The 22,549-nt window shown below is 69.3% G+C and carries 19 protein-coding genes; 12 read left to right on the top strand and 7 right to left on the bottom strand.

The features are described 5' to 3' along the window. Both ACIRF9_RS40850 and ACIRF9_RS40855 read right to left on the bottom strand, forming a co-directional pair. Positions 1-474, bottom strand: a complete 474-nt coding sequence (locus ACIRF9_RS40850) for a hypothetical protein (RefSeq protein ID WP_403833249.1) — start codon at positions 472-474, stop codon at positions 1-3. A 16-nt stretch (positions 475-490) separates the two neighbouring features. Beyond that, complete coding sequence (locus tag ACIRF9_RS40855) at positions 491-3,094, bottom strand: CHAT domain-containing protein (protein ID WP_403833251.1); 2,604 nt, start codon at positions 3,092-3,094, stop codon at positions 491-493. 90 nt (positions 3,095-3,184) lie between these two features. Between ACIRF9_RS40855 and ACIRF9_RS40860 the strand changes: the two genes are divergently transcribed. Beyond that, positions 3,185-3,502 (top strand): hypothetical protein, encoded by a 318-nt coding sequence (locus ACIRF9_RS40860; protein WP_403833253.1) that lies wholly within the window; start codon positions 3,185-3,187, stop codon positions 3,500-3,502. 67 nt (positions 3,503-3,569) lie between these two features. Here ACIRF9_RS40860 and sbnA read toward each other — a convergent pair whose 3' ends face one another. Genes sbnA through ACIRF9_RS40885 form a run of 5 tightly spaced genes read right to left on the bottom strand, consistent with a single transcriptional unit; the run spans position 3,570 to position 12,809 of the window. Beyond that, a complete protein-coding gene (sbnA, locus tag ACIRF9_RS40865) occupies positions 3,570-4,658 on the bottom strand; it encodes a 2,3-diaminopropionate biosynthesis protein SbnA (RefSeq protein WP_403833255.1) in 1,089 nt (362 codons plus the stop codon). Between the two features lie 60 nt (positions 4,659-4,718). Then, a complete protein-coding gene (gene sbnB / locus ACIRF9_RS40870; RefSeq protein ID WP_403833258.1) occupies positions 4,719-5,807 on the bottom strand; it encodes a 2,3-diaminopropionate biosynthesis protein SbnB in 1,089 nt (362 codons plus the stop codon). Beyond that, positions 5,804-6,811: a TauD/TfdA family dioxygenase gene (locus ACIRF9_RS40875; protein ID WP_403833260.1), complete on the bottom strand. Its 1,008-nt coding sequence runs from the start codon at positions 6,809-6,811 to the stop codon at positions 5,804-5,806. The genes sbnB and ACIRF9_RS40875 overlap by 4 nt, the downstream gene beginning before the upstream one ends. A gap of 35 nt (positions 6,812-6,846) precedes the next feature. After that, positions 6,847-10,161, bottom strand: coding sequence for an amino acid adenylation domain-containing protein (locus tag ACIRF9_RS40880; protein ID WP_403833262.1), 3,315 nt, complete (start codon positions 10,159-10,161; stop codon positions 6,847-6,849). Positions 10,162-10,175: 14 nt separating this feature from the next. Next, the gene (locus ACIRF9_RS40885) at positions 10,176-12,809 is read right to left on the bottom strand and encodes a Pls/PosA family non-ribosomal peptide synthetase (RefSeq protein ID WP_403833264.1); all 2,634 of its coding nucleotides are present in this window, start codon (positions 12,807-12,809) and stop codon (positions 10,176-10,178) included. A gap of 614 nt (positions 12,810-13,423) precedes the next feature. On the opposite strand from ACIRF9_RS40885, the gene ACIRF9_RS40890 reads away from it, so the two are divergent. From ACIRF9_RS40890 to ACIRF9_RS40940, 11 genes are all read left to right on the top strand, one after another. Further along, positions 13,424-13,987 (top strand): dihydrofolate reductase family protein, encoded by a 564-nt coding sequence (locus tag ACIRF9_RS40890; RefSeq protein ID WP_403833266.1) that lies wholly within the window; start codon positions 13,424-13,426, stop codon positions 13,985-13,987. A 282-nt stretch (positions 13,988-14,269) separates the two neighbouring features. Next, positions 14,270-14,536: a hypothetical protein gene (locus tag ACIRF9_RS40895; RefSeq protein WP_403833268.1), complete on the top strand. Its 267-nt coding sequence runs from the start codon at positions 14,270-14,272 to the stop codon at positions 14,534-14,536. Between the two features lie 116 nt (positions 14,537-14,652). Beyond that, entirely contained in the window at positions 14,653-15,252 is a 600-nt protein-coding gene (locus tag ACIRF9_RS40900; RefSeq protein WP_403833270.1) for a hypothetical protein, read from the top strand. Between the two features lie 192 nt (positions 15,253-15,444). After that, positions 15,445-16,062: a hypothetical protein gene (locus ACIRF9_RS40905; protein WP_403833272.1), complete on the top strand. Its 618-nt coding sequence runs from the start codon at positions 15,445-15,447 to the stop codon at positions 16,060-16,062. Positions 16,063-16,250: 188 nt separating this feature from the next. Further along, entirely contained in the window at positions 16,251-16,820 is a 570-nt protein-coding gene (locus tag ACIRF9_RS40910) for a PadR family transcriptional regulator (RefSeq protein WP_403833274.1), read from the top strand. Between the two features lie 44 nt (positions 16,821-16,864). Next, positions 16,865-17,647, top strand: a complete 783-nt coding sequence (locus tag ACIRF9_RS40915) for an ABC transporter ATP-binding protein (protein WP_403833277.1) — start codon at positions 16,865-16,867, stop codon at positions 17,645-17,647. Between the two features lie 2 nt (positions 17,648-17,649). Beyond that, positions 17,650-19,422, top strand: coding sequence for an FtsX-like permease family protein (locus ACIRF9_RS40920; RefSeq protein WP_403833279.1), 1,773 nt, complete (start codon positions 17,650-17,652; stop codon positions 19,420-19,422). A gap of 368 nt (positions 19,423-19,790) precedes the next feature. Beyond that, positions 19,791-19,994 carry a cold-shock protein gene (locus ACIRF9_RS40925; RefSeq protein WP_037622929.1) on the top strand — a complete coding sequence of 68 codons (204 nt, stop codon included), beginning with the start codon at positions 19,791-19,793 and terminating at the stop codon, positions 19,992-19,994. A gap of 325 nt (positions 19,995-20,319) precedes the next feature. After that, the gene (locus ACIRF9_RS40930) at positions 20,320-20,709 is read left to right on the top strand and encodes a hypothetical protein (protein WP_403833282.1); all 390 of its coding nucleotides are present in this window, start codon (positions 20,320-20,322) and stop codon (positions 20,707-20,709) included. A 350-nt stretch (positions 20,710-21,059) separates the two neighbouring features. Then, the gene (locus ACIRF9_RS40935) at positions 21,060-22,277 is read left to right on the top strand and encodes an ROK family protein (protein WP_403833285.1); all 1,218 of its coding nucleotides are present in this window, start codon (positions 21,060-21,062) and stop codon (positions 22,275-22,277) included. A 25-nt stretch (positions 22,278-22,302) separates the two neighbouring features. Then, positions 22,303-22,518 (top strand): hypothetical protein, encoded by a 216-nt coding sequence (locus ACIRF9_RS40940; protein WP_403833287.1) that lies wholly within the window; start codon positions 22,303-22,305, stop codon positions 22,516-22,518. Positions 22,519-22,549 lie beyond the last annotated feature (31 nt).

Below are 22,549 nucleotides of genomic sequence, written 5' to 3' on the forward strand. Positions count from 1 at the left end.
TCAGGTCCAGTCCACTTCCAGTGGGTGCCCCTGCGTGCACGGGGTGCGGCCCCGGACGTAGACGAGCACGGTGTTGAGGGTGTGGCAGACCGTGCAGGTCAACTCCAGGGCCCGCGGGGGTTGGAGGTCGCCGTCGAGTGTCTCCGGCCCCATGGTGCCGGTGTCGGGCAGGTAGTCCAGGAGGTGTTGCAGCAGCACCTGTGCCGGCACGTGTCCGGTGGGACGTCCGGCTTCGACGACCACGACTGCCGGCAGTCCGGCCTCCAGCAGATCGAGTACGTCCAGGTCGGCCAGCACGGCGTCCAGGCCGATCTCCGGAGTGCAGGCCACCACGGGGAAGGTGGCCGTGCCCGAGCGGACGGCCACGATCCGGCCCGTTCCGTCCCGCTCGAGGACGATGTCCCCGGCGTCCGGGGCCGGCCCGGGGACACCCGCGACCACGACCTCCCGTACCTGCGCTCCCCAGTCAGCCACTCTTGTCCCTTCCCGATCAGCTGCCCATTCCCACCAGCACAAAAGCCGCCCAGTGGCGCATGTCGTCGTACAGTCGGCGATCGTAGTCCGATGCCACCCTCTGCCGCCCGCCCAACCGGGCGCTCCTGTTCACCCGTTCAGCATCGAGCTGTTCTGAACTCGACAGAGTGTTCGAGGCCATGGCGTCGGCCGCCAGCGAGTGGGCCGCCGTGAAGTCGCGGGCGGCCAGGCAGACCTTGGCCTCGGCCAGCGTGATCGCGGCTACGGCATGCGGATCGAGCGCGGAGCGTTCACGGGCCCGCTGCGCGTAGCGGCGGGCGTCGCGGGCGGTGCTGTCGCGCAGGGCCCGCTGCGCGGTCCGCAGTGCCTGAGCCTTCGGCTGTCCCTCCACGAGCCAAGCCCGGTAGAAACGCTGAAGCAGCATGCCGGTGGACAGCTGGTCCACTTCCCACAGGCTGAGCAGCAGCGCGTCCGCCCCGGCGATGACCAGGGCGCGCGCGAGGCCGAGGAGTTCGTCTCCCGGCCGCCGTTCCGTGATGCCGCTCTCGCAGGTTCCCACCGTCACCAGTTCGCAGCGCAGCCTGAGCTCCGAGAAGTCGCGCGCGGTCAGCGACTGCCGGCCCAGAGGGATGCCGGACTTCATGGGGTGCTGCGCATCGAATCGTCCGTGTCCGGCGATGTGCAGGATGCGTGGCCCGTCGGCGTTCCGCAGCGCGGCGAGCACGGCACGCCGCCCGGGTGGCCTGCCCGGGGTACCCGACGCGGGCAGTGCCGTGACCCGGTGACCCGCGTCGGTCAGTGCCTCGGCGACGCTCAGGGCCTGCTCGGAGGCGAAGACCAGGTCACCGGAGTGACCCGAGGTGTCGATCACCAGGGCTTCCCCCGCCCTGTGCGCGCGCTGCCGGATGTGCTCCAGCACCGTGATGCTGGGGGCATAGCTGACAGGGTTGCGGATGCCGAGCGGTGTGCCGCGCAGGGGGACGGCGTGGAGGGGCACGCGGTGGAGCGCGTCGTGCGGTACCAGGACGATGCGTTCGTCGGGCCGGATCCGGTCGCCGAGCGGTTCCAGCAGCGGAGCCATCAGCCGCAGCCATTCCTCTCGCCGGGCTCCCTGGACCGTGCCGTCGCTGGGCCCGCCCCGGGTGACGTCTCTGAGCAGCGCGCGGTCGATGCTGACCGGAACCGCGACGGGGTCGGCCCCGTCCGCGGTGAACGTGAACACGACGGCGGTTTCCTCGGCGAGGTGGAATTCCACCAAATGGCAGGGGCGCCCCCCGCTGCTGTGGTGCCGCAGCAGCGCGCCCACCTGCTCGTACCACGCCTCCTCGTCCGCCGTGAAGAGCGCCAGCTCCGGGTCCACCGCGCGCAGTTGGCCGTCCACCCCTCCATCGGTGGTGGTCGCGGCCCCGGCCAGGCGACGGATCAGCTCCCTGCCCTTGGCTGCCTCCGCACACAGCAGGGCGCGGCGGGTGTTCCCCGCGTCGGCGGAGAGCCGTACGAGCCGGTCCAACACCTCGTCGCCGCGCGACTCGTCGAAGTAGTCCAGCGCGTCCTGCTCGCTGAGCAGGCCGCGCAGGCCGGACTGGGCGCGCGCCGCCTCCAGATACTGAGCGAAGGCATCGGACATCCGGCCGTTCACCAGATGGCAGTCGCCCCACACGAAGCGGACGTCCGCGACGTCGCGCGGGTCGCCCACCTCCTCGGCGAGCCGCAGCGCGTCGCGCAGGTACTCCTCGACCGGCTCCCCGGCCTGCCGGGCCACGATCGCCAGGTCCACCAGAGCGGAAACGGCTCCACGCTTGTGCCCGGCCTGCGCGTACAGCTCCAGAGCGCGCAGGTGCAGACCGCGCGCCTCGTCCCCACGCCCCCGGATCTGCAGCAGCGAGGCCATCGCGGACAGGTTGTGTGCGACGCCCACCCCGGAACCCAGCGCCTCGTCCAGCGCCAGGGCCCTGCGGTAGCACCGCAGCGCGTCGGCGACACGCTCCTGCTTGTCGTACAGGGCACCGAGGTTGTGCCAGATGATCGCCTCGTTCTCGGCGTCGGGGATCGACCGGTACGCCCGGCGGGCGGCGCGGTAGTGGCGTTCCGCCGCCTTGAGGTCGTTGAGCAGTTCGGCGAGCAGGCCCAGACCCGTCCTGGCGTGCCCCACCAGGCCGACCAGGCCGGCACGCCCGGCCAGCCGCAGGCCCTCCTCCAGGTCCTCACGGGCGGCGCTCAGCCGGCCCAGGTCCTTCTGCACGATGCCGCGTTCGACCCGCAGGGCGGCCAGCACCTCGTCGTCCGGATCGTCGCGCAGGGCCAGGGCCCGAGAGAGTGTCCCCTCGGCTGCGGCGTTGTCGCCCTCCTCCCGCTGGAGCGAGGCGAGGTCGACGAGCACGAGCGCCTCGGCCCGGGACGCACCAGGATGGAACCGCAGCCTGGCCAGCGCGGCATCGAGGACCGCGTGGGCTCTCCGAAAGTCGTCCTTGGTCTTGTGGAGCCGGACCAGGCTTCGCCAGATGTCGATCTCCTCGTCGATGCCGGCGTCCTCAAGGTCATCCTCCCGCAGGGCCGCCTCGAACCGGTCGATCGCAGCATCGCGCTCGTCCTCCTCCAGCCGGTCTTCGGCCTCCCGCACACGATCGGCCCACCCCATCGACCCACCCCTCCCAGCCCCCACGGACCCGGCCTCGCCACATCCTCGTCCAAGAATGCCGCGTGTCCCGTGATGCGGGTCCTGGACCGCCTGGACGACTCTCCCGCGCCGGTGCTGACCGACATGGCCGACACCCTCGCGCAGAATCCGCTCGCCGTCGCCCTGCTGGGCGATCAGACCCGTCACACCGGGCTGGCCCGCAGCGCCTACTACCGCTGGTTCACCGATGCGGCCGAGCGCCTGGAGGAAGACCACGAGCGTCACACTCGCACGCAGGCGGCACGGCTGCGGGCCGCGCTGACGTCCGGCAGCGACACGGCCAGAGCCGCCCGCATCGTCGCTGAACTCCGGGAGAGCAACCCCGAGTTCGTCCGCGTGTTCATCCCCTGATGGCGTGTACGAACGGATCGTCGACGCGAACCGCGCCCGGGCCCGCAGCAGGTCTCTTTACGAACCGTCACGCTTTGCGGTTCTGATGCTTATGGTGCCGGCCGTCACCGCCGCCGTCGGTCTGCGGGTGGTGCGGTGGGTGGCTCTCCTGGCGCGTCGGTGCAGGGCCGGCTGCCCAGGAATCTTCGGCCCCTTCGTCGAAGTCGATCACCTCCTCGCCGTACAGATCCTGGAGCCAATTGGATTGGTAGACGGTGTCGAGATAGCGCTCGCCGAGGTCCGGGGCGATGGCCACCGCGGTGAGTTCACGCCCGTCACCATGCTCGGCCAGCCAGCGCATGGCGCCGCTGACGACCGTGCCGGTGGAGCCGCCGAACAGGAATCCGTGTCTGGCCAGGCGATGGCAGGTACGGATCGTGTCCGTCTCCTCGACGTGGATCACCTCGTCCACGTAGGACTCGTCGAGCAGCGGCGGGCGCATGCTCATGCCGAGGCCGGGAATCATGCGGCGGCCGGGCGTACCACCGAAGATCACCGAGCCCACACTGTCCAACGCGACGATCCGCACCGGCCGGTGCCACTGGCGGAAGTAGCGTGCGCAGCCCATCAGTGTCCCGGTGGTGCCGGCGCCGACGAACAGGACGTCCAGGCGCGGGAAGCTCTGGGCGATCTCCGGTGCCGTCCTGCGGTAGTGCGCCTGCCAGTTGCCCGGATTGGTGTACTGACTGAGCCACACGTACCGGTCGTCGGCATCGCACAGCGCGCGGACGTAGTTGAGGCGTGCGCCCAGGAAGCCGCCGTTGGCGTCCAGGTCGGAGATGGTGAGCACCCGGCTGCCCAGTGCCTTCATCAGAAGTCTGGTCGACAGGTTGCAACGAGAGTCCGTCACACACAGGAACCGGTAACCCTTACTCGCCGCGATCATGCTCAGCGCCACGCCGAGGTTGCCCGACGAGGACTCGACCAGGATCGAGTCCGGCTTGAGGACTCCGTTCCGCTCGGCGTTCTCCACCATCTCCGTCGCCGCTTTGAGCTTGATCGAACCGGCGAAGTTGAAGCCCTCGCACTTCAGGAACAGGGAGCGTCCGTAGATGGGCTCGAGGTCGACATAGAGCTGTCCCTCGTTGAAGGCTTGGGGCGTGGATATGACGGGCACGACGGCCTCCTCCTCAGCTGCAACAGGACCTTCTCCAGAGCTGAAAGCGCTCTCGGACGGTCATCCGTACCGGCGCATGTCATGGAAGAAGTCGTCGATGACATGCAGCTCTCCTGAGCGGACCACCTCGTCGTAGACGTACTTGCCGACCGCGAGGTCGAGCACCCCGAGGCCGAAGGGCGAGAACACCACCGGCCGGCCCGCCGGCACCGCCACCCGGCCCGCCATCACGTCGTCCAACGTGCCGTGCAGAAAGTCCCGGTTGCCGGTGAGCTGCTCGGCCAGATGCGGTGAGGTGTCGGCCTTCAGACAGTGCTCGACGTCGTCGACGATGTTGGTCGAGGCGAGAATGATCTCCGGTGCGAGGTCGCGCAGCGACACGTGCAGCACCACTGGATTGTGGGAGAACCACGCGGGGTCGCTGACATGCGGCTCACCGGCGACGGTGGCGAAGACCACCAGGTCGCTGAAGCGGATCAGCTCCTCGGGGCTGTCGTGCACCGTGATCCGGCCCGCGGTGCCCGACTGTTCGAGGTAGCAGCGGAACCCGGCCGCGCTGTCGGCGGACAGGTCGTGTACGCCGATCTCGTCGAACGACCAGCCGCTGCCGGCCAGGAACGTGTGGATGTAGCGGGCGATCAGGCCCGTCCCGAAGAACCCGACGCGCGTGGGCCGCGGCCGGCCCCGGCTGAGCCGGTCCGCGGCCAGTGCCGCCGACGCGGCCGTCCTGGTGGCGCTGATGATGGAACTCTCCAGGCAGGCGAACGGGTAGCCGGTGTCCCGGTCGTTGAGGATCAGCACGGCGGACGCCCTCGGGATGCCGGCCTGTACGTTCTCCGGGAAGCTGGAGATCCACTTCACGCCGTCCACCCCTACGTGTCCGCCGATCGAAGCGGGCAGCGCGATGATCCGCGAGGACGGACGGTCGGCGAAACGCAGGAAGTACGACGGCGGGTTCACCGAGTCACCCGCGCCGTGCAGCCGGTAGGTGGCCTCGACCAGGTCGATGATCTGCTTCTCGCGTCCCTCCAGCACCTGCTGGACCTGGGCACCGGAGACGACCGCGAAGGGCCGCACGGTGTGCTGCTCGGTTGTCGCGGACCCCGTGACGGAGGTGGGGACGACGGTCTTCGGGCGGTTGCGGGTCATCGGGCGGTCACCTCGAAGTTCGGCGAGCAGTCGGACAGTCGCCTCGAGTCGGCCATCGCGACGAGCACCTCGCGCGATCCCTCGAAGGGCTCCCGGCTGTGCGCGGTGCGGATGTTGTCGACGAGCATCAGGTCGCCGGCCTGCCACGGCTCGCGTGCGGTGTTGGCCTCGTAGACCTTGTTGAGCAGTCCCACCACGTCCTCGCCGATCGGGTCGCCGCCTCCGAAACGGGTGTTGAACGGCAGCCCGTCGGCGCCGTACACCTCGACGAGGTATTCACGGACCTCGGGGGCCAGTGTCCACTCGTTGAGGAAGGCGATCTGGTTGAACCAGCAGCGTCGGCCGGTGACCGGATGGCGCATCACGGCGCTGCGGCGCTGCCGGGTGCGCAGGCTCCCGTCGGGCTGCCAGTCGCATTCGATCGCATTGGCGCGGCAGTAACGTTCGACGGCATCGCGGTCGTCGGTGCCGAAGGCCTCGATGAGGGACGACCCGATCTCGTCGTTGTAGCTGCGGGTGAGCAGCCAGCCCTCCCGTTCGAACCGCTCGGTCAACTCGGTGGGCAGCTCCTCGAGCACGGTCGCCGCGTCGGCCACTCCGGTCGCCCCGCCCTCGGTGGGCGCGGTGAGGCAGGCGAACAGCATCAGGCCGGGGAACTCCAGCGTGTAGCTCAGCTCGTGATGCATGCACATCGGCTGGTTCGGCGGCCACTGCGCGGAGGAGTACACGCCGTCGGCGTAGGTCCGCCGGGGGGCGAAGGCCTCCCGCTCCGTCATCAGCCCGGTGCTCAACCGCTCGAAGACGGCACTGGTCCCGGCCACGTCGCGCAGCCCGAGGCCGCGGATCAGTACGCAGCCCTGCTCGGCCGCGAGGGCACGCAGCGCGTCCCGGTGTGCGGCCGCCCAGCTCGGCGCGTCGCCGGAGAGCTCGGCCCGCAGTATCGGGGGCCGGCCGGGTTGGAACTCGACGTCGTCGAGCAGCGACGCCGGGGACATGGAGGACATCTTGATTCCTTTCGGTGTACGGCGGTGTGTGCCGCTCAGGGAGAGGACAGCGGTTCGGCGGTGCGCAGCACGGCCTGTGCCGCCTCGGCCGGACGGGTGCGCAGGAAGTAGTGGCCGCCCTCGGTGAGTTCGTGCAGGTCGACGCGGACCGCGAGGAGCTCCCAGTCGCGGTGGCGGCGCGAATGACCAGCCGTGACCGGGTCGTCGGCGGCGACGACCACGGTGACCGGCGCGGACAGTTTCACCGCCGGGGGAGAGGCGAGGAGGTCCGCGAAATAGCGGTGTGCGGACAAGCAGTCGTGCCGGTAGGCGGCACCGACATGCTCGGCACGCTGCGCATCCAGCGGCTGGAGCCCGGTGTAGCCACGGTCCGTGCTCAGTTTCGCGGCGATCTCGGCGTTGCTCCGTCCGGTCAGCTCGGTGACGGCGTCGCGCCGGTCAGCGGCATCGCCGAGCAACTGCGCGCCGACGAAGACCCGTTGGACATCCAGCCCGCGCTCTTCCAGCTGTCTGGCCGTCTCCAGGGCGAAGGCCGCGCCCGAGGAGTGACCCCACAACAGGACCCCGGGCAGGCCGCGCTCGGCGACCTCGGCGACCTCGGCGACCTCGGCGATCTCGGCCACGACCCGCGCGACCACATCAGCCATCGGCGCGAAAGGCTCGGTCTCGGCGCCCACATCGTGACCGGGCAGCTCAACGGCGTAGACCGCGATCCCACTGCCCCGCAGCGCCTTGGCCAGCGGCTGAAAGTTCACCGCGTTGCCGCCGGCGTAGGGAAAGCACACCAGGGCACCGGTCGGCGCACCCTCCGGTTCGTACAGAGACTGAAGAAGACCGGAAGGCCGATCGCACCTGCCGTCGAGCAGCGCGGCCAGATCGGCGAGGACCGGATGGCGGGTCACGTCCTTGAGCGACACCGCGCGCTCCAGGGCGATGGCCAGCTTCACGGCCGACAACGATGTCCCGCCCAGGTCGAAGAAGTGGTCGCGTCGGCCGATGCGATCCTGCGGGATGCCGAGCACGTTCGCCCAGGCGGCCGCCAGCCATCGCTCGGTCGGCGTACCCGGAGCGTCGTGGCCTTCCTTGTGGTCTCCGACGGCATCGAGCTCTCCCGCGAGCACCGCCAGTGCCTTCTTGTCGGTCTTGCCGTTGGCGGTCAGCGGCAGTCTGTCCAGCCAGTGGAAGGCCGACGGCACCATGTACTCCGGCAGCGACTCACCCAGCCGGTCACCCAGATCCTCGACCGAGAGCGACCCCGCGCCCGAGTGGAAGGCCACCAGGTGCGCGCTCCGGTCGGGCCGCTCCACGACCACCACCGCACCGTCGCGGACACCGGGCACCCGCAGCAGTGTGTTCTCGATCTCGCCGATCTCGATCCTGAAGCCACGGATCTTGACCTGCGTGTCGCGGCGCCCGAGGAACTCCAGCTTGCCCTCGGGCAGCCAGCGGCCGTGGTCGCCACTGCGGTAGAGCCGGGTGCCCTCGCGGTGCGGATCGGGCAGGAAGGCCTGCTTGGTGCGGTCGGGGTCGTTGACGTATCCCCGGCCCACACAGACGCCGGAGAAGACGATCTCGCCGGGGGCGCCGAGCGGCACCGGGGACAGCTGCTCGTCGACGACGTAGATGTGCACATTGCTGATGGGGGGACCGAGCGGGACCCGTTCGCGGGCCGGCACCCGGTCCATGACCTCGTGGTTGGTGTCGTCGGAGGTCTCGGTCAGGCCGTACGCGTTGACCAGCTTGATGCCGGGCTCGGCCGCGAACCAGCGCTGCGTGAGCTCCTTCTTCAAGGCCTCACCGGTGACGGACACGCACCGCAGGTCGGGCAGTTCGCGCGGGTGCTGCTCCAGATAGGTCAGCACGACCTCGAGGTACGACGGTACGACCTGGAGTACGGCGACCCGGTCGCGGACGATCTTGTCGACGAACCGCTGGGCGTCCAGGATCACCTCCTGCTCCACCAGCACGGTCCGCCCACCGACCAGGAGCGCGGACACCAGTTGCCACAGCGAGATGTCGAAGCACTGGGGGGCGGTCTGGGCGACCACCTGGCCCTCGCCGATTCCCAAGTCGTCGATCTTGGCGTACAGGTGGTTGAGCATGCCCGCGTGCTCGCACATCGCCCCCTTGGGCTCTCCCGTGGAGCCGGAGGTGAAGTAGATGTAGGCGAGTTGGTCCGGCGCGACGGCGATGCCCAGGTCGTCGCCGCCATGACCCTCGTCGTACGCCGTGCCGATGAGGAGCTTTCGGACTCCCGGCAGCGAGTCCAGGGCTTGGTCGAGCGATTCGGTGCTGTCCGGTTCGGTGAGGACGAGCCCGCACTCGGCGCGGGAGAGCATGGCCGCGATGCGGTCGGCCGGGAAGTGCGGCTCGACGGGGAGGTACACGCCTCCGGCCTTGAACACCGCGAGGACCGCTGCCATCCAGTCCAGGTTTCTCTCGGTCACCACCGCGACGACACCTTCGCGCCGCAGCCCCCGCGCCAACAGGGCTCGTCCCAGCTGGTTGGCCCGTGCGTTGAGTTCCCCGTACGTCCACTCCCGGTCGCCGTGCACGGCGACCACGGCATCCGGACGCACCCTCACCTGCTGCTCGAACAGCTCGTGCATCCGGGCGTCCGGCAGGGTACGGGGCGGTCCGCACAGCCCTTCGAGCTGGAACCGGAGCTCCTCGGTGGACAGCAGGCTCTGTCGCGCGTGCTCCTCGTCCGGATCCGCGGCGATGAACGCGAGCGCGGCGAGGTGGTAGCCGGCGATCCTGGCGGCGTGGTCCGCGTCGAGTACGTCGGTCCGGTACCGCAGTCGCAGCACGGCCCGGCCACCGTGCTCCGAGAATCCCACCCACAGCACGGTGTCTGCGGCGAGATCCTCGTCGACGCCCGTCGGACGGGGAGCCGAGGCCGGATGCGGATCGAAGACGGTCTCGATCGACGCTTCGGACAGCCCCAGTTCGCGCCTGAGTGCGTCGACCGGGAAGTCCTTGTGCGACAGCAGTTCCGACGCGACGCGATGGGCGTCCACCAGCAGTGCCCGCCACGACTCGGGTGCGGTCGTGAGCCGACAGGGCAACAGCCGGCCGCCCTCCTCGGCGACGTAGCCGGTCGTGACGTCGTGCTCGCCGGCCAGCGCGGCGAGTACCTTGGCGTGCGCGGCCAGCATCACGGAGCCGAGCGGCATCGTGAGGTCCGTGGCCAAACGGCGCAAGCCGGCCATGACGTGGTCCGGGACCGTGGCCTCGTGCTCACCGACGCCCGTCATCGGCTGGAGCGTCCACCGCGGGATCGTGGTGGATCCGCCGGCGACGAGTACACGGCGCCAGAAATCCCGGTCCGTCTCCACTTGCGTTGCCATCGATCAGTCCCTCTTCACTCGCCGTGGCCAGGATGTCCGTCACCGCCGACCAGGGCGGCTCCACTGCCGTCGTCACCGGGCGCGGGGGCATCTCTCATCTCCGTGGCCGGATTTCCACCCCACCGCGCGTGCTGCGGGACTTCCTCGCCCTTCATGAGGAAGGAGTCGGGCGCGAGCACTGCGCCGTCACCCATCGTCACGCCGTAGTGGACGTGGGAGCCGACACCGAGGGTGCATCCGTCGCCGATCGTGCTGCGGTCGGACTTGAAGGTGCCGTCCTCCTGCGAGTGACACTGGATTTTGCTCCCCGCATTGAGGGTGCAGTCGTTCCCGATGGTGGTGAGCATCCGCTCCGTCAGATAGCAGCCGTCATCGAAGACCCTGCTGCCGAGCCGAACCCCCAGGAGCCGCCAGATCACGTTCTTGAAGGGGGTGCCGTTGAAAACGTTGAGGTAGTGGTCAGGCACCTTCCACAGACGCTCGTGCCACCAGAAGTACGGGTCGTAGATGGAGCACAACCGCGGTCGCAGCCCGCGGAAAGCGACGATGGCACGCTCCACCAGCACGAAGTAGACCGGGGTGAATGCCAGCGAGAGCACCAGGAATACCGCGATCGGCACGTGTCCGTAGGCGTCGTACAGATCCATGTCCGCGAGCGCGAGCAGGGTCAGCACGAAGAAGTACAACCACCGCACGAACAGAAACAGGATCATCGACCGGATGTTGTAGCGGTTCTTGGCGGCGAGACTGCGGCGCAACTCGCCCCCGGTCCGCAGGTGATCGAACCGGAGGTCGCGCTCCACCGACCGGGGAATCTCGAAGCACGGTGAGCCGAGCAGACCCACCCCCTCGCGCATCTCACCGTCCAGCGGAATCATCACCTTCGTCGCGAGGAGGCAGTTCTCGCCTGTCCTCGCACCGGACGGATACGCGATGTTGTTCCCGAGGAAGTTGTGTGGCCCGATCGTCGCCCGGGACACCCGGAAAGACGTGCCCGAGAAGTCGGCATTCACGATGGACAGGCCGTCGGCGACCATCGTGCCGCTGCCCACAGAGCAGAGGTACGGGGTCTCGTGCTGTACTTCGGTACCGAAGTTCGACCCTGTCTGCTCCACCCGGGAGAGGTCGTATCCAAGTCCACGCAGATAGTGGACGATGTAGGAACTGTCGCCGAACAGCCAGGTGAAGAACCGAATGTTGGTGATGCGCGCGATCGCCCGGTGCGCCGAGTAATGAAAGCCGTACAGCGGATAAATCTTGTCCGGCTTGACTGCCAGATTCAGCAGGCGCGGAACGGTGAAGAGAACGCCGATGCCCACGACGACGAGGCCGAAGAACAGAACGCAGGACACGATCAGTGCGTCGATGTAGAGCTCCGGCGACGTGACCCCTGCCGAGCCCGGCTGCAGCCGCTCGCTCAGCGCCGGGACCTGTGTCAGCAGCATGTACAGTCCGCCGACGGCCAGCGGCAGGGAGAGGAGGAACATCTGCCCCAAGGCGGCGAGGCCGAAGCCGGCCCGGCGCAGGGTGCCGCACCTGGCGGGCGGGATCCTTACGTAGTCGACCTCCGTGCTCTGCGCCGGAGATCCGTGCCACCGTCGGCCGTCCGGGACCGCCTGGCCGCTGTGCAGCGAGGACGTGTGACCGAGCTGCGCCCCGTCACCCATCGACGTGTTGATGTCGAGCACGGTCTTCTCACCGATGAACACGTCCCTGCCGAGGGTTACCGGGCCCGTCTGGATACGGCCCGCGTGCGCCCGGTAGCAGAGGAAGAACGAGTCCTTGCGGATCACCGTACCGGCGCCGATCGTGAGCAGGTCGGTGCAGACCGGAACGTTGCGGGAGAGGATCGTGACACCCCTGCCGATGCGTGCGCCGAGTGCCCGCAGGTACAGCACGTAGAGGGGGTTGCCGATGAAGAAGAGCATCGGGTTGGCGTGGAGCAGCACCTTGACGGTCCAGAAGCGCAGGTAGGTCAGGCCCCAGACCGGGAATTCGCGTGTTTTCCACCGGCCGACAAGGATCCATTTCGCCGCGATGGGGAAAGCGCACGCGCCGACGAAGGCGGCGGCGCCGAAGACGGCCGAGCGGATGTAGACGTCGATCAGGTTCGAGCCGTCGGATATCCATGCATAGCCGCGTGCGGTGATCATTGCGGCGAGGAGGGAGTATCCCAGGAAAAGCAGGAACTGCAGCGCTCCGCAGAGGGCGTACTGCAGTGTGCCGGCCGGCGTCGTTGCCTCCGACGACGCAGGCGCCTGCGAGCCGACGGCGGCGGATGTGGTACCGGTGCCGGCACCGGCACCGGGATCGGTGTCGACGAGCGCCGTCGCCAGGGTGCGGATCGTCGGGTAGCGGTAGATGTCTTTCATCGACACCGATGGCAAATCCGTTCGCTTTCTGACGCGTGCACAGAATTGAGCCATCACCAATGAATTGCCGCCGAGGTCGTTGAAGAAGTTACTGTCGACCGACACCTGATCGACGCACACGACCCCGGCGAGCACCTCGGCGAATTTCCGCTCGGTCTCCGTCGGCTGGATGTTGTCTGCCTGCGGGATGTCGTCCATTGGGCCTTTCGTTCCGTGCTCGGCGACTGAGGAATCACCCGGCGCGGTCGTCAGGTAATCGGCAGACCTCTCCAACATGCATGCTCCTTGAGAAAAATCTGATCACCGTCGGCCCGTGCGGCCGACGACCGGTTTCCTCGCGCCGAGTGCTGAGCGGTAAATTGGTTCAGGCGCCGCGAGCTCGTGGGCTGATGCCATCACGAATCCATTACCTCCTAGTTTCCGCTGTCCACCGGCGGGGTGCCACTCGACTCGATCGCGGAGGTACGCCATCAGGACGCGTCGGGTGCCCGGAGGCTGGATTCCATGGGCCCAGCGCCTGGTGTGCAGGCCAGGTACACCTTGCTGCACGCGGGTGGCGTGGACCTGGTCCGTAGCGGAGCTGAGCCGGGGAGCGGAACGGGTCACTCAGCGGTGATTCCTGTAGGCGGTGCGCAGCGGTGACGCGTGGGTGGGAGCAGTGACTTCGGCACGCGGGCCTTTTGCGTACACTCCGACGCGCCTTTTGTGGCCCCTACTGCTGCTCAATTGGCTTTTCTCTGCGAAGGACAATTCAGTGAGGTTTCCTCAAACGAATGATCTCGTGAGGTGACTCGGTCCAGGGGATCCCGCGAGTCGCGATGAGTCCGGCGGCGTCCGGCGGTCGTACTTTGGAACCCGTTACCGAGGAGCGTTACCGAGGAGGACTTCTGATGCGCAGCGTCACCTATGCGATGAACGTCTCGCTGGACGGCTACATCGTTGGGCCGGACGGCGGTTTCGAGTGGACGGAGCCCGACGAGGAGGTCTTTCGCTTCTGGATCGACGAGATCCGAGGGGTCGACGTCCACCTGCTGGGACGACGGCTGTACGAGACGATGCTGTACTGGGAGACCGCCGACCAGGATCGATCGCTCGACGACTCCGAGCTCGAGTGGACCGCGCTCTGGAATCCGCTCCCGAAGGTGGTGTTCTCCACCACGCTGTCGGCGGTGCAGGGCCATGCCCGCCTGGCCTCCGGCGGCCTGGCGGAGGAGATCGAGCGGTTGAGAGCCGAGCCGGGGGAGGGGGACATCGCGATCGGCGGCGCGACTCTCTCCGCCGAGGCGGCCGCGTCGGGTCTGATCGACGAGTACCGGGCCATGGTCTACCCGGTGCTGGTCGGCGGTGGCATTCCGTTCTTCCCCCGACGCGAGCGCCGGGTGGATCTCGAACTCGTCGAGACCCGCACCTTCAGCTCGAAATTCGTCTACCTCCGCTACCGAGTGGCGCGTTAGCCGGCCCGTCGGAGCCCAAAGGGCGGGTCCCGTACTCGATCTTCAGGTGCGCCGCGTCTGCCGAACCGCTGGGCGGTGGCTGTGTGCTGTACAGGCGCGTTGGGAGGGCTGGGTGATGACAGCGGGGGATTGCGGATCTAGGATCCGCCCTGATCGAGGAGACGGGGGGCACCCCGTCGTGAACCAGCCGCGCCACCACGCGGCCACCCCGCCACACGAGATAGGGCGTGCCGACGGCTCCACGCTCGTCAGCATCCGCTCGCTCGCGTCCAGGAACGGCGGATGGGCGCGGGAGGCGCGGTCCTGATCGCCCTGCTCCTGGCGGCCGGCGCTGTGATGGTGGCGGTGAGTGCGGCCGGGGGAGCGGGCTACGCGGCGAGGCTGGTGCCCGCGTTCATCGGCATCCTCATCGGCTGGCTGACGGCCTACCTGCCCGGCCGGAGCCTGCGCCGGACATGGTGGCTGCGGAAGCACGGCATCGCGGTGATCGCGCAGTTCTCGCACACGAGCATCGCCCTCTGGGGGCCCTCTCGTTGGCCGGCAGCCTGATTTGCTGGCGGCGCCTCAAAAGGAACCACTGATGAACGTGTTGCCGGCTCCAAACCGACAAGCGCCCGAGGGGCGGGTTGTGAGAAGGTGCGGTTCGATCTGGGACAGGGGGAAGTGTGGGGCTGATCTACGGCTACGACATCTATCTGAGTCCTCGGAATGTCGCCAGGGCGTTGGCCAACCTGGCCGAGCTGGCGCCACCGGCCCGTGCCGTACCACCACTTGAGATCACCCTGCCCGGCGGTGACCGGCTCGTCCTCCCGTTCACGTCCCATTTCCAGAGTGATCCGGTCGACTGCTCCACGAGCAGCACCCTCGAGCTCGACACATCCCTCATGTTCGACGTCGATGATGCACTGCGTGAGTACGCGCAGACGCAGGGCCCCGAACCCGAGGCAGACGGGCGCATCCAGATCGGGTACATCTACGCGATGATCCGGTTCGAGTCCCTTCTGCACCCCTGTTACACGTCGATCGAGTGCTGGGCAGCGACCTCGGGGATGAGCCGGTTGTTCGCGCGGTCGGCCAACATCAGGAAGGTGTTCACCGACCTCACCGCCGACAGCGGAGGAGTGTGCTGCCTGTTCGACACGGGCGACGGCGCCCCCGAGCAAGTGTGCTGGCTCAACGGTGAACCCACCCAGGAGATGGTCTCCGGTCCCCGCTTTCCGGATCGACGAGCACTTGCGGCGACTTGGCCCGACCCCGAGAAGTGAGCATCGGTGCTCCCTCTCTGAGGCCACAAGATCGTGTTACGAGCGAGTGACGGCTCCCGAGCGGTTCCGACAAGGAGTTCCGTAGGAAGATCCGCCAACCAGGTGGCTCCGGGGCAGGGTCGGCCGCCTGGCGTCAGTCCGATGGTGCGAAACGCGCGAACACTGGGGGCCTCGGACGAGGGAGGAGAGACCGTGGACGGCCTCGATGCTCAGGAAGCCCGGAAATCCACGTCGGTCGGCACAGGCGTCCATGGCGACCCCGCCCAGGCCGGGATCATTGGCATCGGGCTCGCCGCCGTGCTGACGTTCGCACTCGCGCAGGGCTCCTGGGAGTGGTTCGCGGCGTACATCGGGGTGACGCTTCTCGCGGTGATCTTCTCCTTCTATCGCCTGCCGCCGTGGACGCCCGGCCTCCGCTTCGCGTACGTGCAGAATCTGGTCGCGTACTCGCTGGTGGTGGGTCTGTGCGTCGCGATCGCGCTGGCCCCGGTGCTGCAGCGCTCGGCGTGGCTCTTCCCGATGCCAGGCACCCGCAGCGACTGTCGGGAACTGGGCGCGTACGAGAGTCTCCGCACGGAGGCCTCGCTGGCCCATCTGGCCGGACGCGACAGTGCTGCCCTGGCGTACGTGCAGGACAGGCAAAGAGACGAGGCTGTGGCCGACTGCCTGGCATCCACCACGACCCGGTGGCTGCCGCTGTATGGACTCGGGGCGGCCGTGTTGGTGGGTCTGGGTGCGTGGTCCTTCGACCGCGCCCGGGCTCGCAGGGAAGCGAGCCTGGCCACCCGAAGCCCTCGTCGCCGAGGCTGAGCTGCGCAGGCGTTTCCCTTGGATAGCCGTGCTCACACACCTGTACCCCCACGGCCACGTGATCATCCGTGCGTGGTGCGTTGAGGACTTGAGGGTGCCGAGGTCTCTCGAAGTCCCGAGCGCGGTCAGATGGTGGCGGGCAGGCGTGCGTCGTCGTTTGACGTTCCTATTGCATAACCGCTATCTATATGCGCGTCGCAGAGGAGGGCGGTCTGTTGCAGGACGTGGTGCTGGCGCTGCTGGTCAAGGAGCCGTCGCACGGGTACGACTTGCGCAGGCGGCTGGCGGCGGCGCTCGGACCGCTGGGGGAGACGCTGAACGCGGGTCAGATCTACGTCACGCTCACCCGGCTGGAGAAGGCGGCGCTGGTCGTCCTGGAACGTGAGGACACGCCGGTGCGCGGCCCGCGGCGCAAGGTCTACGCGCTGACCGCGGCCGGGCAGGAGAGGGTGACCGCGTGGATGGCCGAGGCGGCCGGGCCCAGAGCGGATGTGGCCGAGTTCCACCTGAAGCTGGTGGCCGCCGCCGAGTCGGGCCTGGCCGATCCGCTCGCGCTCGTGGACGCGCGGCGGCGGGAGCTGATGCGCAGTCTCGCCGAGGTCCAACACGCCGCTCTCGCTCACGACACGGATTCGGAGGCCGGGCTGCTTCTGGAGGGCATCGGCCTCCGCTTGCAGGCCGATGTGCGCTGGCTGGAGGCGTGTGAGCGGACCTGGTCGGCCCGCGCCCCGCGTGGGAAGGGCGGAAGGATCGGATGACGAGGAACGCGCCGCTGGTCAGGGGCCGGTTACGGCGGAAGGGTATGGACGACAGCCCGGGCGCGGGACCGGTCGGCCGCCAGTCCGGTGATGCCCCCGGGCCGGTGCTGCGGACGGTCGGCCTGTCGCGGGTGTACGGGGAGGACGAGAGCCTGGTGTGGGCCGTCGACGGGGTCGGCCTCGACGTGCCGGCCGGGCAGACGCTCGCGGTGACCGGGCCCAGCGGCTGCGGCAAGTCGACGTTGCTGCAGCTCCTCGGCGGTCTTGACCGGCCCACCGACGGCGAGGTGTGGCTCGGCGGCCGGCGCATCGATCACCTCGGCGAACGGGCGCTGGCCAGGCTGCGGCGCCGCGCCGTCGGATTCGTCTTCCAGGACTTTCACCTGATGGACGAGCTGACCGCGGCGGAGAACGTCGAGCTGCCCGCGCTGCTCGCCGGCGCCTCACCGCGCGCCGCCCGCCACCGTGCCGCTGGGCTCCTGGACCGGGTCGGTCTCGCCGACCGGGCCCGGCATCTGCCCTCGGAGCTGTCCGGCGGGCAGCGGCAGCGCGTCGCCATCGCCCGCGCGCTGGTCAACGAGCCGCTGGTCGTCCTCGCGGACGAACCCACCGGCAACCTCGACAGCGCCGCGACGCACGACGTCCTGCGCATCTTCGGTGAACTGCGCGCCGCCGGCCAGACCCTGGTGGTGGTCACCCATGACGAGCGCGTCGCCGCCACCGCGGACCGCGTCGTCTCCCTGCGGGACGGCGCGTTGGTCGAGGACACCCGGCTGGAGAACAACGGCACCACACGGCTGAGTGCGCTCCTGAGCTGGGAGGAGTGACCGTGGGACGCCTGCTCCTGATATCGCGCCTGATCGCACGCGACCTGCGCCGACGTCCCGCCGAGACGGTCATGTTCCTGATCGCCGTCACCGCCGCCACCGCCGCCCTGACCCTCGGACTGGTGACCGACAACGCCGTGGCCACCGCCTACGCGAAGACCCGCGCGGCCACCGCCGGCCCCGACGTGATGGTCTCTACGACGGCCCCGGACCCCTCCGACCTCGCCTCACGCCTCGCCCAGGCACCCGGCGTGACCGCGCTCGGCGGCCCGTTCTTCGCGTTCGACACGACCATCCGGGCGAACGGCCGTTCCGCCCACTCCGCGGTCGAGGGGCGTGGCAGTTCACGGTCCGCCGTGGATCAGCCGCTGGTGACCTCCGGCAGTTGGGTGCGTCCCGGCGGCGCGGTGGTCGAGCGCGGCTTCGCGCAGTCACTCGGCGTGCGCGTCGGCGACCGCATCACCGTCAGCGGGCTCGGCTACCCGGTCGTCGGCCTCGCGATCAGCGCGGCCACGTCGGTGTATCCGTGGGCCGACCCGGCGCAGGTCGGGCCCTCCGATGCCGGTGGCCTGGTCTGGCTCACCACCGCCGACGCCCATGCGGCGGTGGGCGACGCGCCCGATGTCCACCTGATCTACCTGAAGCTGTCCGATCCGGCCGCGACCGCCGCCTTCGGTGAATCCGCGGCCGTCCAGGCCGTCGGGTCCGACGCCTGGCTCAGCTACCACTACTGGCAGGACGTCCTCCAGACGGACATGGCCATGATCCGGTTCACCCGGCCCACGCTGGTCATCGGCGGCTGGCTGCTCGCCGTCGCCGCGATCGTCACCCTCGCCGCGCTCACCGCCGTACGCGCCGCCCGCGACCACCGGCGGGCCGCACTGCTCAAGGCCGTCGGCGCGGGCCCCGGCACCGTCACCGCCGTACTGCTGACGCAGTACCTGCTGCTGACCGTCCTGGCCACCGCGCTCGGACTGACGGCCGGGACCCTGGCCGCACCCGAACTGGCCGATCCCAGTGCCGGGCTGCTCAACACCGTCAGCCCCCCGGGCACCGACACCGTCGTCGGCACGGTCTTCCTCGCCGTCGTGGTCGCCCTCGCCGGTACGCTCGGCCCCGTCCTGCGCGCCTCCCGCAACAGCACCGTCCACAGCCTGGCCGACCCGGCACACCTGCCCAAGCACCACCCGCGGCTGAACGCCGCGACGGCCTACCTGCCCACGTCGCTGCTCCTCGGCGTCCGGCTGCTCGCCCGCCGACCCGGCCGCGCCGCCCTGGCCTCCGCCGGCACGGCCGCCACCACCATCATGGTCACCGCGGTGCTCACCTGGCACACCGCGCTGAACGCGGCCCCCGCCTCCATGCGGTTCGGCCCCATCGAAGTACGAACCGACCAGACCGGCCAAGTGCTGCTCGCGGTCACGATCGCGCTAGGGGCACTGTCCACGCTCAACACCGTGCTTCTCGGCTGGAGCACCGCCGTGCAGGCCCGGCGCGCCCTCACCGTCACCCGCGCCCTCGGCGCCACCCCCGGCCAGGCCGTCTCGGCACTTTGCGTCGCGCAACTCCTGTCCACCGTGCCCGGATTGGCGGCGGGAATCCCGGCCGGGCTCGGCCTGTACTGGCTGTTCGGCGACACGGTCACGCCACCGGCTTCGTGGCTGCTCACCGCCGTACTCGTCATCCTGACGGCAGCCGGAGCGCTGACCGCCCTGCCCGCGTGGGCTCACACCCGTCGCCCCGCAGGGCGCGCCCTCAACGCCGAATCCGCCTGACGGACCGCTCACCGGGGCCGCCGGTCAGGTGCGCGCCCCTTCAGCATTCCAGGCGCCCCAGGGCACAGGACGCGGCGAACATCCGGCTGGGCGATGCGGCGACGGGCCGGTGATCCTTATCGTGGCCCTGTGTGCGCTCCTCGGGGTGCGCACAGGCAGACCGGACCGTTTCCCGAATTCCGGTGCGGCTCACTGCTGTTACTCGCTGGTGCAGGCTCGTTTTGCCGTGTAGCGTCGCTGTCAGCTGTCGTGGTTCGCCGTACCTGCCCGCGCCCTGGCGCGGGCGTTTTGCTGTGCAGTGCCGGGCCAGGGCGATCACCTCCAGGACCGCGCGGTGCGGTTCCTGACATCGACTGAGAGGCACCAGCATGGCCAGCGGAACCGTCAAGTGGTTCAACGCCGAAAAGGGCTTCGGCTTCATCGCCCAGGACGGCGGCGGACCGGACGTCTTCGCGCACTACTCCAACATCAACGCCACCGGCTTCCGTGAGCTGCAGGAAGGCCAGGCGGTCACCTTCGACATCACCCAGGGCCAGAAGGGCCCGCAGGCGGAGAACATCACGCCTGCCTGACCCGGGCCTCGGCCGCAACAGGGCCGTGGCAGGGTAACTCCTGCGGGTCGCCGCGTCGTTGAGCACGGCGCGGCGACCTGTGAGTGTAGCTTCTGGCAGCGGGCCGCCGTGTCGTCGTGGCCCGGGAAGCACGAGGCTGTCATCTACGCCAGCGCCGTGGCCGCGGGCAGTCCGCCCGGGCCGCAGGAGGCCGAAGCAGTGAGGCGGCCAGGCTCGGGCCGATCAGTGCAGTGGCGTCGCTCGACGATCACCTTGCGCGGGCGGCTTCGGCGGCAACCGTGCCGCCCGTACCGTGGCCGTAAGTGCTGGAGAAAGGGGCTCCGGTATGGCTGATGAGCGCGTCCATCCCGAGATGATCCGCGATGAGGATCCCTGGCGATCCCACCAGGGCTGGCACGGTCACGCGCATGTACGGGTGTGGCGGACGGAGCCGGATCAGGTGACCGTGGTGATCAGTGGTCCGGGTGCCGAGTTCGATCTGGAGACGGTGATTCCCCTGCTCCGCGCCGAGTACCCGGACGACACGGTCGACTTCTTCTTCCACCGCCCGATGGACTGGACGGACGTGGGTTACTACGCGGAGCTGACGTCGAGTGACGACGGGACAGTGACCCGGACGCACATTACGGGGGGCAGCCTGGCTGCGCGCCTCGGGCCCGCGCTGTACGCGACCGAGGACCCGGACGACGAGTCGGTCGGCGGGGACAGCCCCTGAGCCTGAGTCATGCCACCCCCAGGCGTGGAAGTCGGCGATCCGCTCCCACATCCACACGGGGCTGGAGTACATGGGCCAGCGCCCGCTGTGCGAAACCTCGGCCAACCTGATGCCGTTCGCGGCGAGTTCGGGGAGGTAGGACAGGGACGCGTGCTGTGGGGCGTCGTACGCATGTGGCCCTGCTTTCCAAGCCAGAAAGGTGCTGACACTCAGCAAACGTGACCTTGGATCAGCTGTCAACGGGGCGTCACGGCAATCGGTTTGCATGCATCACGTAGACCCAACCACGGTTTCACGAGTTCCTGCTTCTTTCATTGACACCGGAAAATAAGGGCCCTAAGTTCCAGGCCATGCAGTCGACCTCCCCTGCGACTTCTCCTCCCGAGGCCTTCCCGGCACAGACGCACTCCGTCGCCCAGATCTTCACCACGGTGCTCTCGCGCGGCCCCCTCACCCGTTCCGAAGTGGCTGAGCGCACCGGACTGTCCGCCGCGGCGGTGACCAAAGCGGTACGGCCGCTGATCGAGGCCGGGTATCTCGTGGAGGACACCGACGACGCCCGCCGCGCCCTGGGCCGGCCGGCCAATCCGGTGCGGGTCGACGGAGGCCGAGCGCTGTTCATCGGGGTCAAGGCGACCGGGGACGAGCTCATCGGTGTTCTCACCGACCTGTGCTGCCGGATCCGCGTGGCCCGCCGCCTGTCGCTGACGGATCCTGCCCCGGCCGCGGTGCTTGCCGCGATCGCGGAACTCGTGCGGGAACTGCTCACCGAGGCCGAAGGCTTCGGTGTCCCGGTGCTCGGCCTGGGTCTGGCCGTCTCCGGCGAGGTGGACCGCGCCGAAGGAGTCGTCCGCTACTCGCCGTTTCTGGAGTGGCGCGACGTGGCGCTCGGTGAACTCGCCCACTCGGCGACCGGGTTGCCGGTCACCGTGGAGAACGACGTGCGGGCCCTGACCGTCGCCGAACAGTGGTTCGGCGCCGGCGTGGGGCTGTCCGACTTCGCCCTGGTCACCGTCGGCGCGGGCATCGGCTGCGGACTCGTGGTCCACGGACGGGTGGTCGCCGGGGCGCACGGGGTGGCCGGCGAGATCGGGCATGTGGCCATCGATCCGGCCGGCCCGATGTGCCGCTGCGGCAACCGGGGCTGTGTGGAGGCGATCGCGGCCGACCCGGCCATCCTCGCCCGCATCACCGTGACGACGGGAGCCGAGGTCACCGATTCCGCCCATGCCGTGGACCTCGCACGCCGGGGACACCCGGGAGTACGGGAGGTCTACGCCGCTGCCGGCGAGGCGATCGGCCGCGGCATCGCCACCGTCGCCAACCTGTTCGGGCCCGAGCGAGTGATCATCTCCGGGGAGGGCCTGGCCGCCTACGACCTGTTCGCCGACCAGATCCGCGACACCTTCGCCGCGTACGCCTTCGGCTCCGCCGCGCAGTGCGACGTACAGACCCGCCCGCTGCCCTACGAGGAGTGGGCACGCGGTGCGGCCGCCACCGCGATCCAGAGCTTCATCAGAGCCGACACCCACCAGCAGCGCACCAACGGCGCTGTCGCGCCTGCCTAGCACGCACGAACAGGAGGAGCGACGAATGACGCAGCGCAGCAGCTTCCCTCCGGCTGGGCGGAGCCCCGGCAGGCGCGGAGCGGTCGGCGCACTGGTCGGACTGTCCGCCGCGGCCGCCCTGGCCGGTCCCGCCCGCACCGCCTGCGGCGGCGTACCGGGGACCGACCCCCAAACGGTCATGTTCGGCTCCCACGGCGCCAACGCCACACCGAAGAAGGCCATCGGCTCGAGCAAGGGCTGAGCCGCCCTCGTATCCCTCGCGCACCGAACAA

It is taken from the genome of Streptomyces sp. NPDC096132, assembly GCF_044763345.1.
Taxonomy (GTDB): domain Bacteria; phylum Actinomycetota; class Actinomycetes; order Streptomycetales; family Streptomycetaceae; genus Streptomyces.

Coding starts and splice junctions, on each gene's coding strand:
- ACIRF9_RS40860 (WP_403833253.1), top strand. CDS start 3,185: ATGCGGGTCCTGGACCGCCTGGACGACTCTCCCGCGCCGGTGCTGACC.
- sbnB (WP_403833258.1), bottom strand. CDS start 5,807: ATGACCCGCAACCGCCCGAAGACCGTCGTCCCCACCTCCGTCACGGGG.
- ACIRF9_RS40875 (WP_403833260.1), bottom strand. CDS start 6,811: ATGTCCTCCATGTCCCCGGCGTCGCTGCTCGACGACGTCGAGTTCCAA.
- ACIRF9_RS40880 (WP_403833262.1), bottom strand. CDS start 10,161: ATGGCAACGCAAGTGGAGACGGACCGGGATTTCTGGCGCCGTGTACTC.
- ACIRF9_RS40885 (WP_403833264.1), bottom strand. CDS start 12,809: ATGTTGGAGAGGTCTGCCGATTACCTGACGACCGCGCCGGGTGATTCC.
- ACIRF9_RS40890 (WP_403833266.1), top strand. CDS start 13,424: ATGCGCAGCGTCACCTATGCGATGAACGTCTCGCTGGACGGCTACATC.
- ACIRF9_RS40895 (WP_403833268.1), top strand. CDS start 14,270: ATGGGCGCGGGAGGCGCGGTCCTGATCGCCCTGCTCCTGGCGGCCGGC.
- ACIRF9_RS40910 (WP_403833274.1), top strand. CDS start 16,251: ATGCGCGTCGCAGAGGAGGGCGGTCTGTTGCAGGACGTGGTGCTGGCG.
- ACIRF9_RS40915 (WP_403833277.1), top strand. CDS start 16,865: ATGGACGACAGCCCGGGCGCGGGACCGGTCGGCCGCCAGTCCGGTGAT.
- ACIRF9_RS40925 (WP_037622929.1), top strand. CDS start 19,791: ATGGCCAGCGGAACCGTCAAGTGGTTCAACGCCGAAAAGGGCTTCGGC.
- ACIRF9_RS40930 (WP_403833282.1), top strand. CDS start 20,320: ATGGCTGATGAGCGCGTCCATCCCGAGATGATCCGCGATGAGGATCCC.
- ACIRF9_RS40935 (WP_403833285.1), top strand. CDS start 21,060: ATGCAGTCGACCTCCCCTGCGACTTCTCCTCCCGAGGCCTTCCCGGCA.
- ACIRF9_RS40940 (WP_403833287.1), top strand. CDS start 22,303: ATGACGCAGCGCAGCAGCTTCCCTCCGGCTGGGCGGAGCCCCGGCAGG.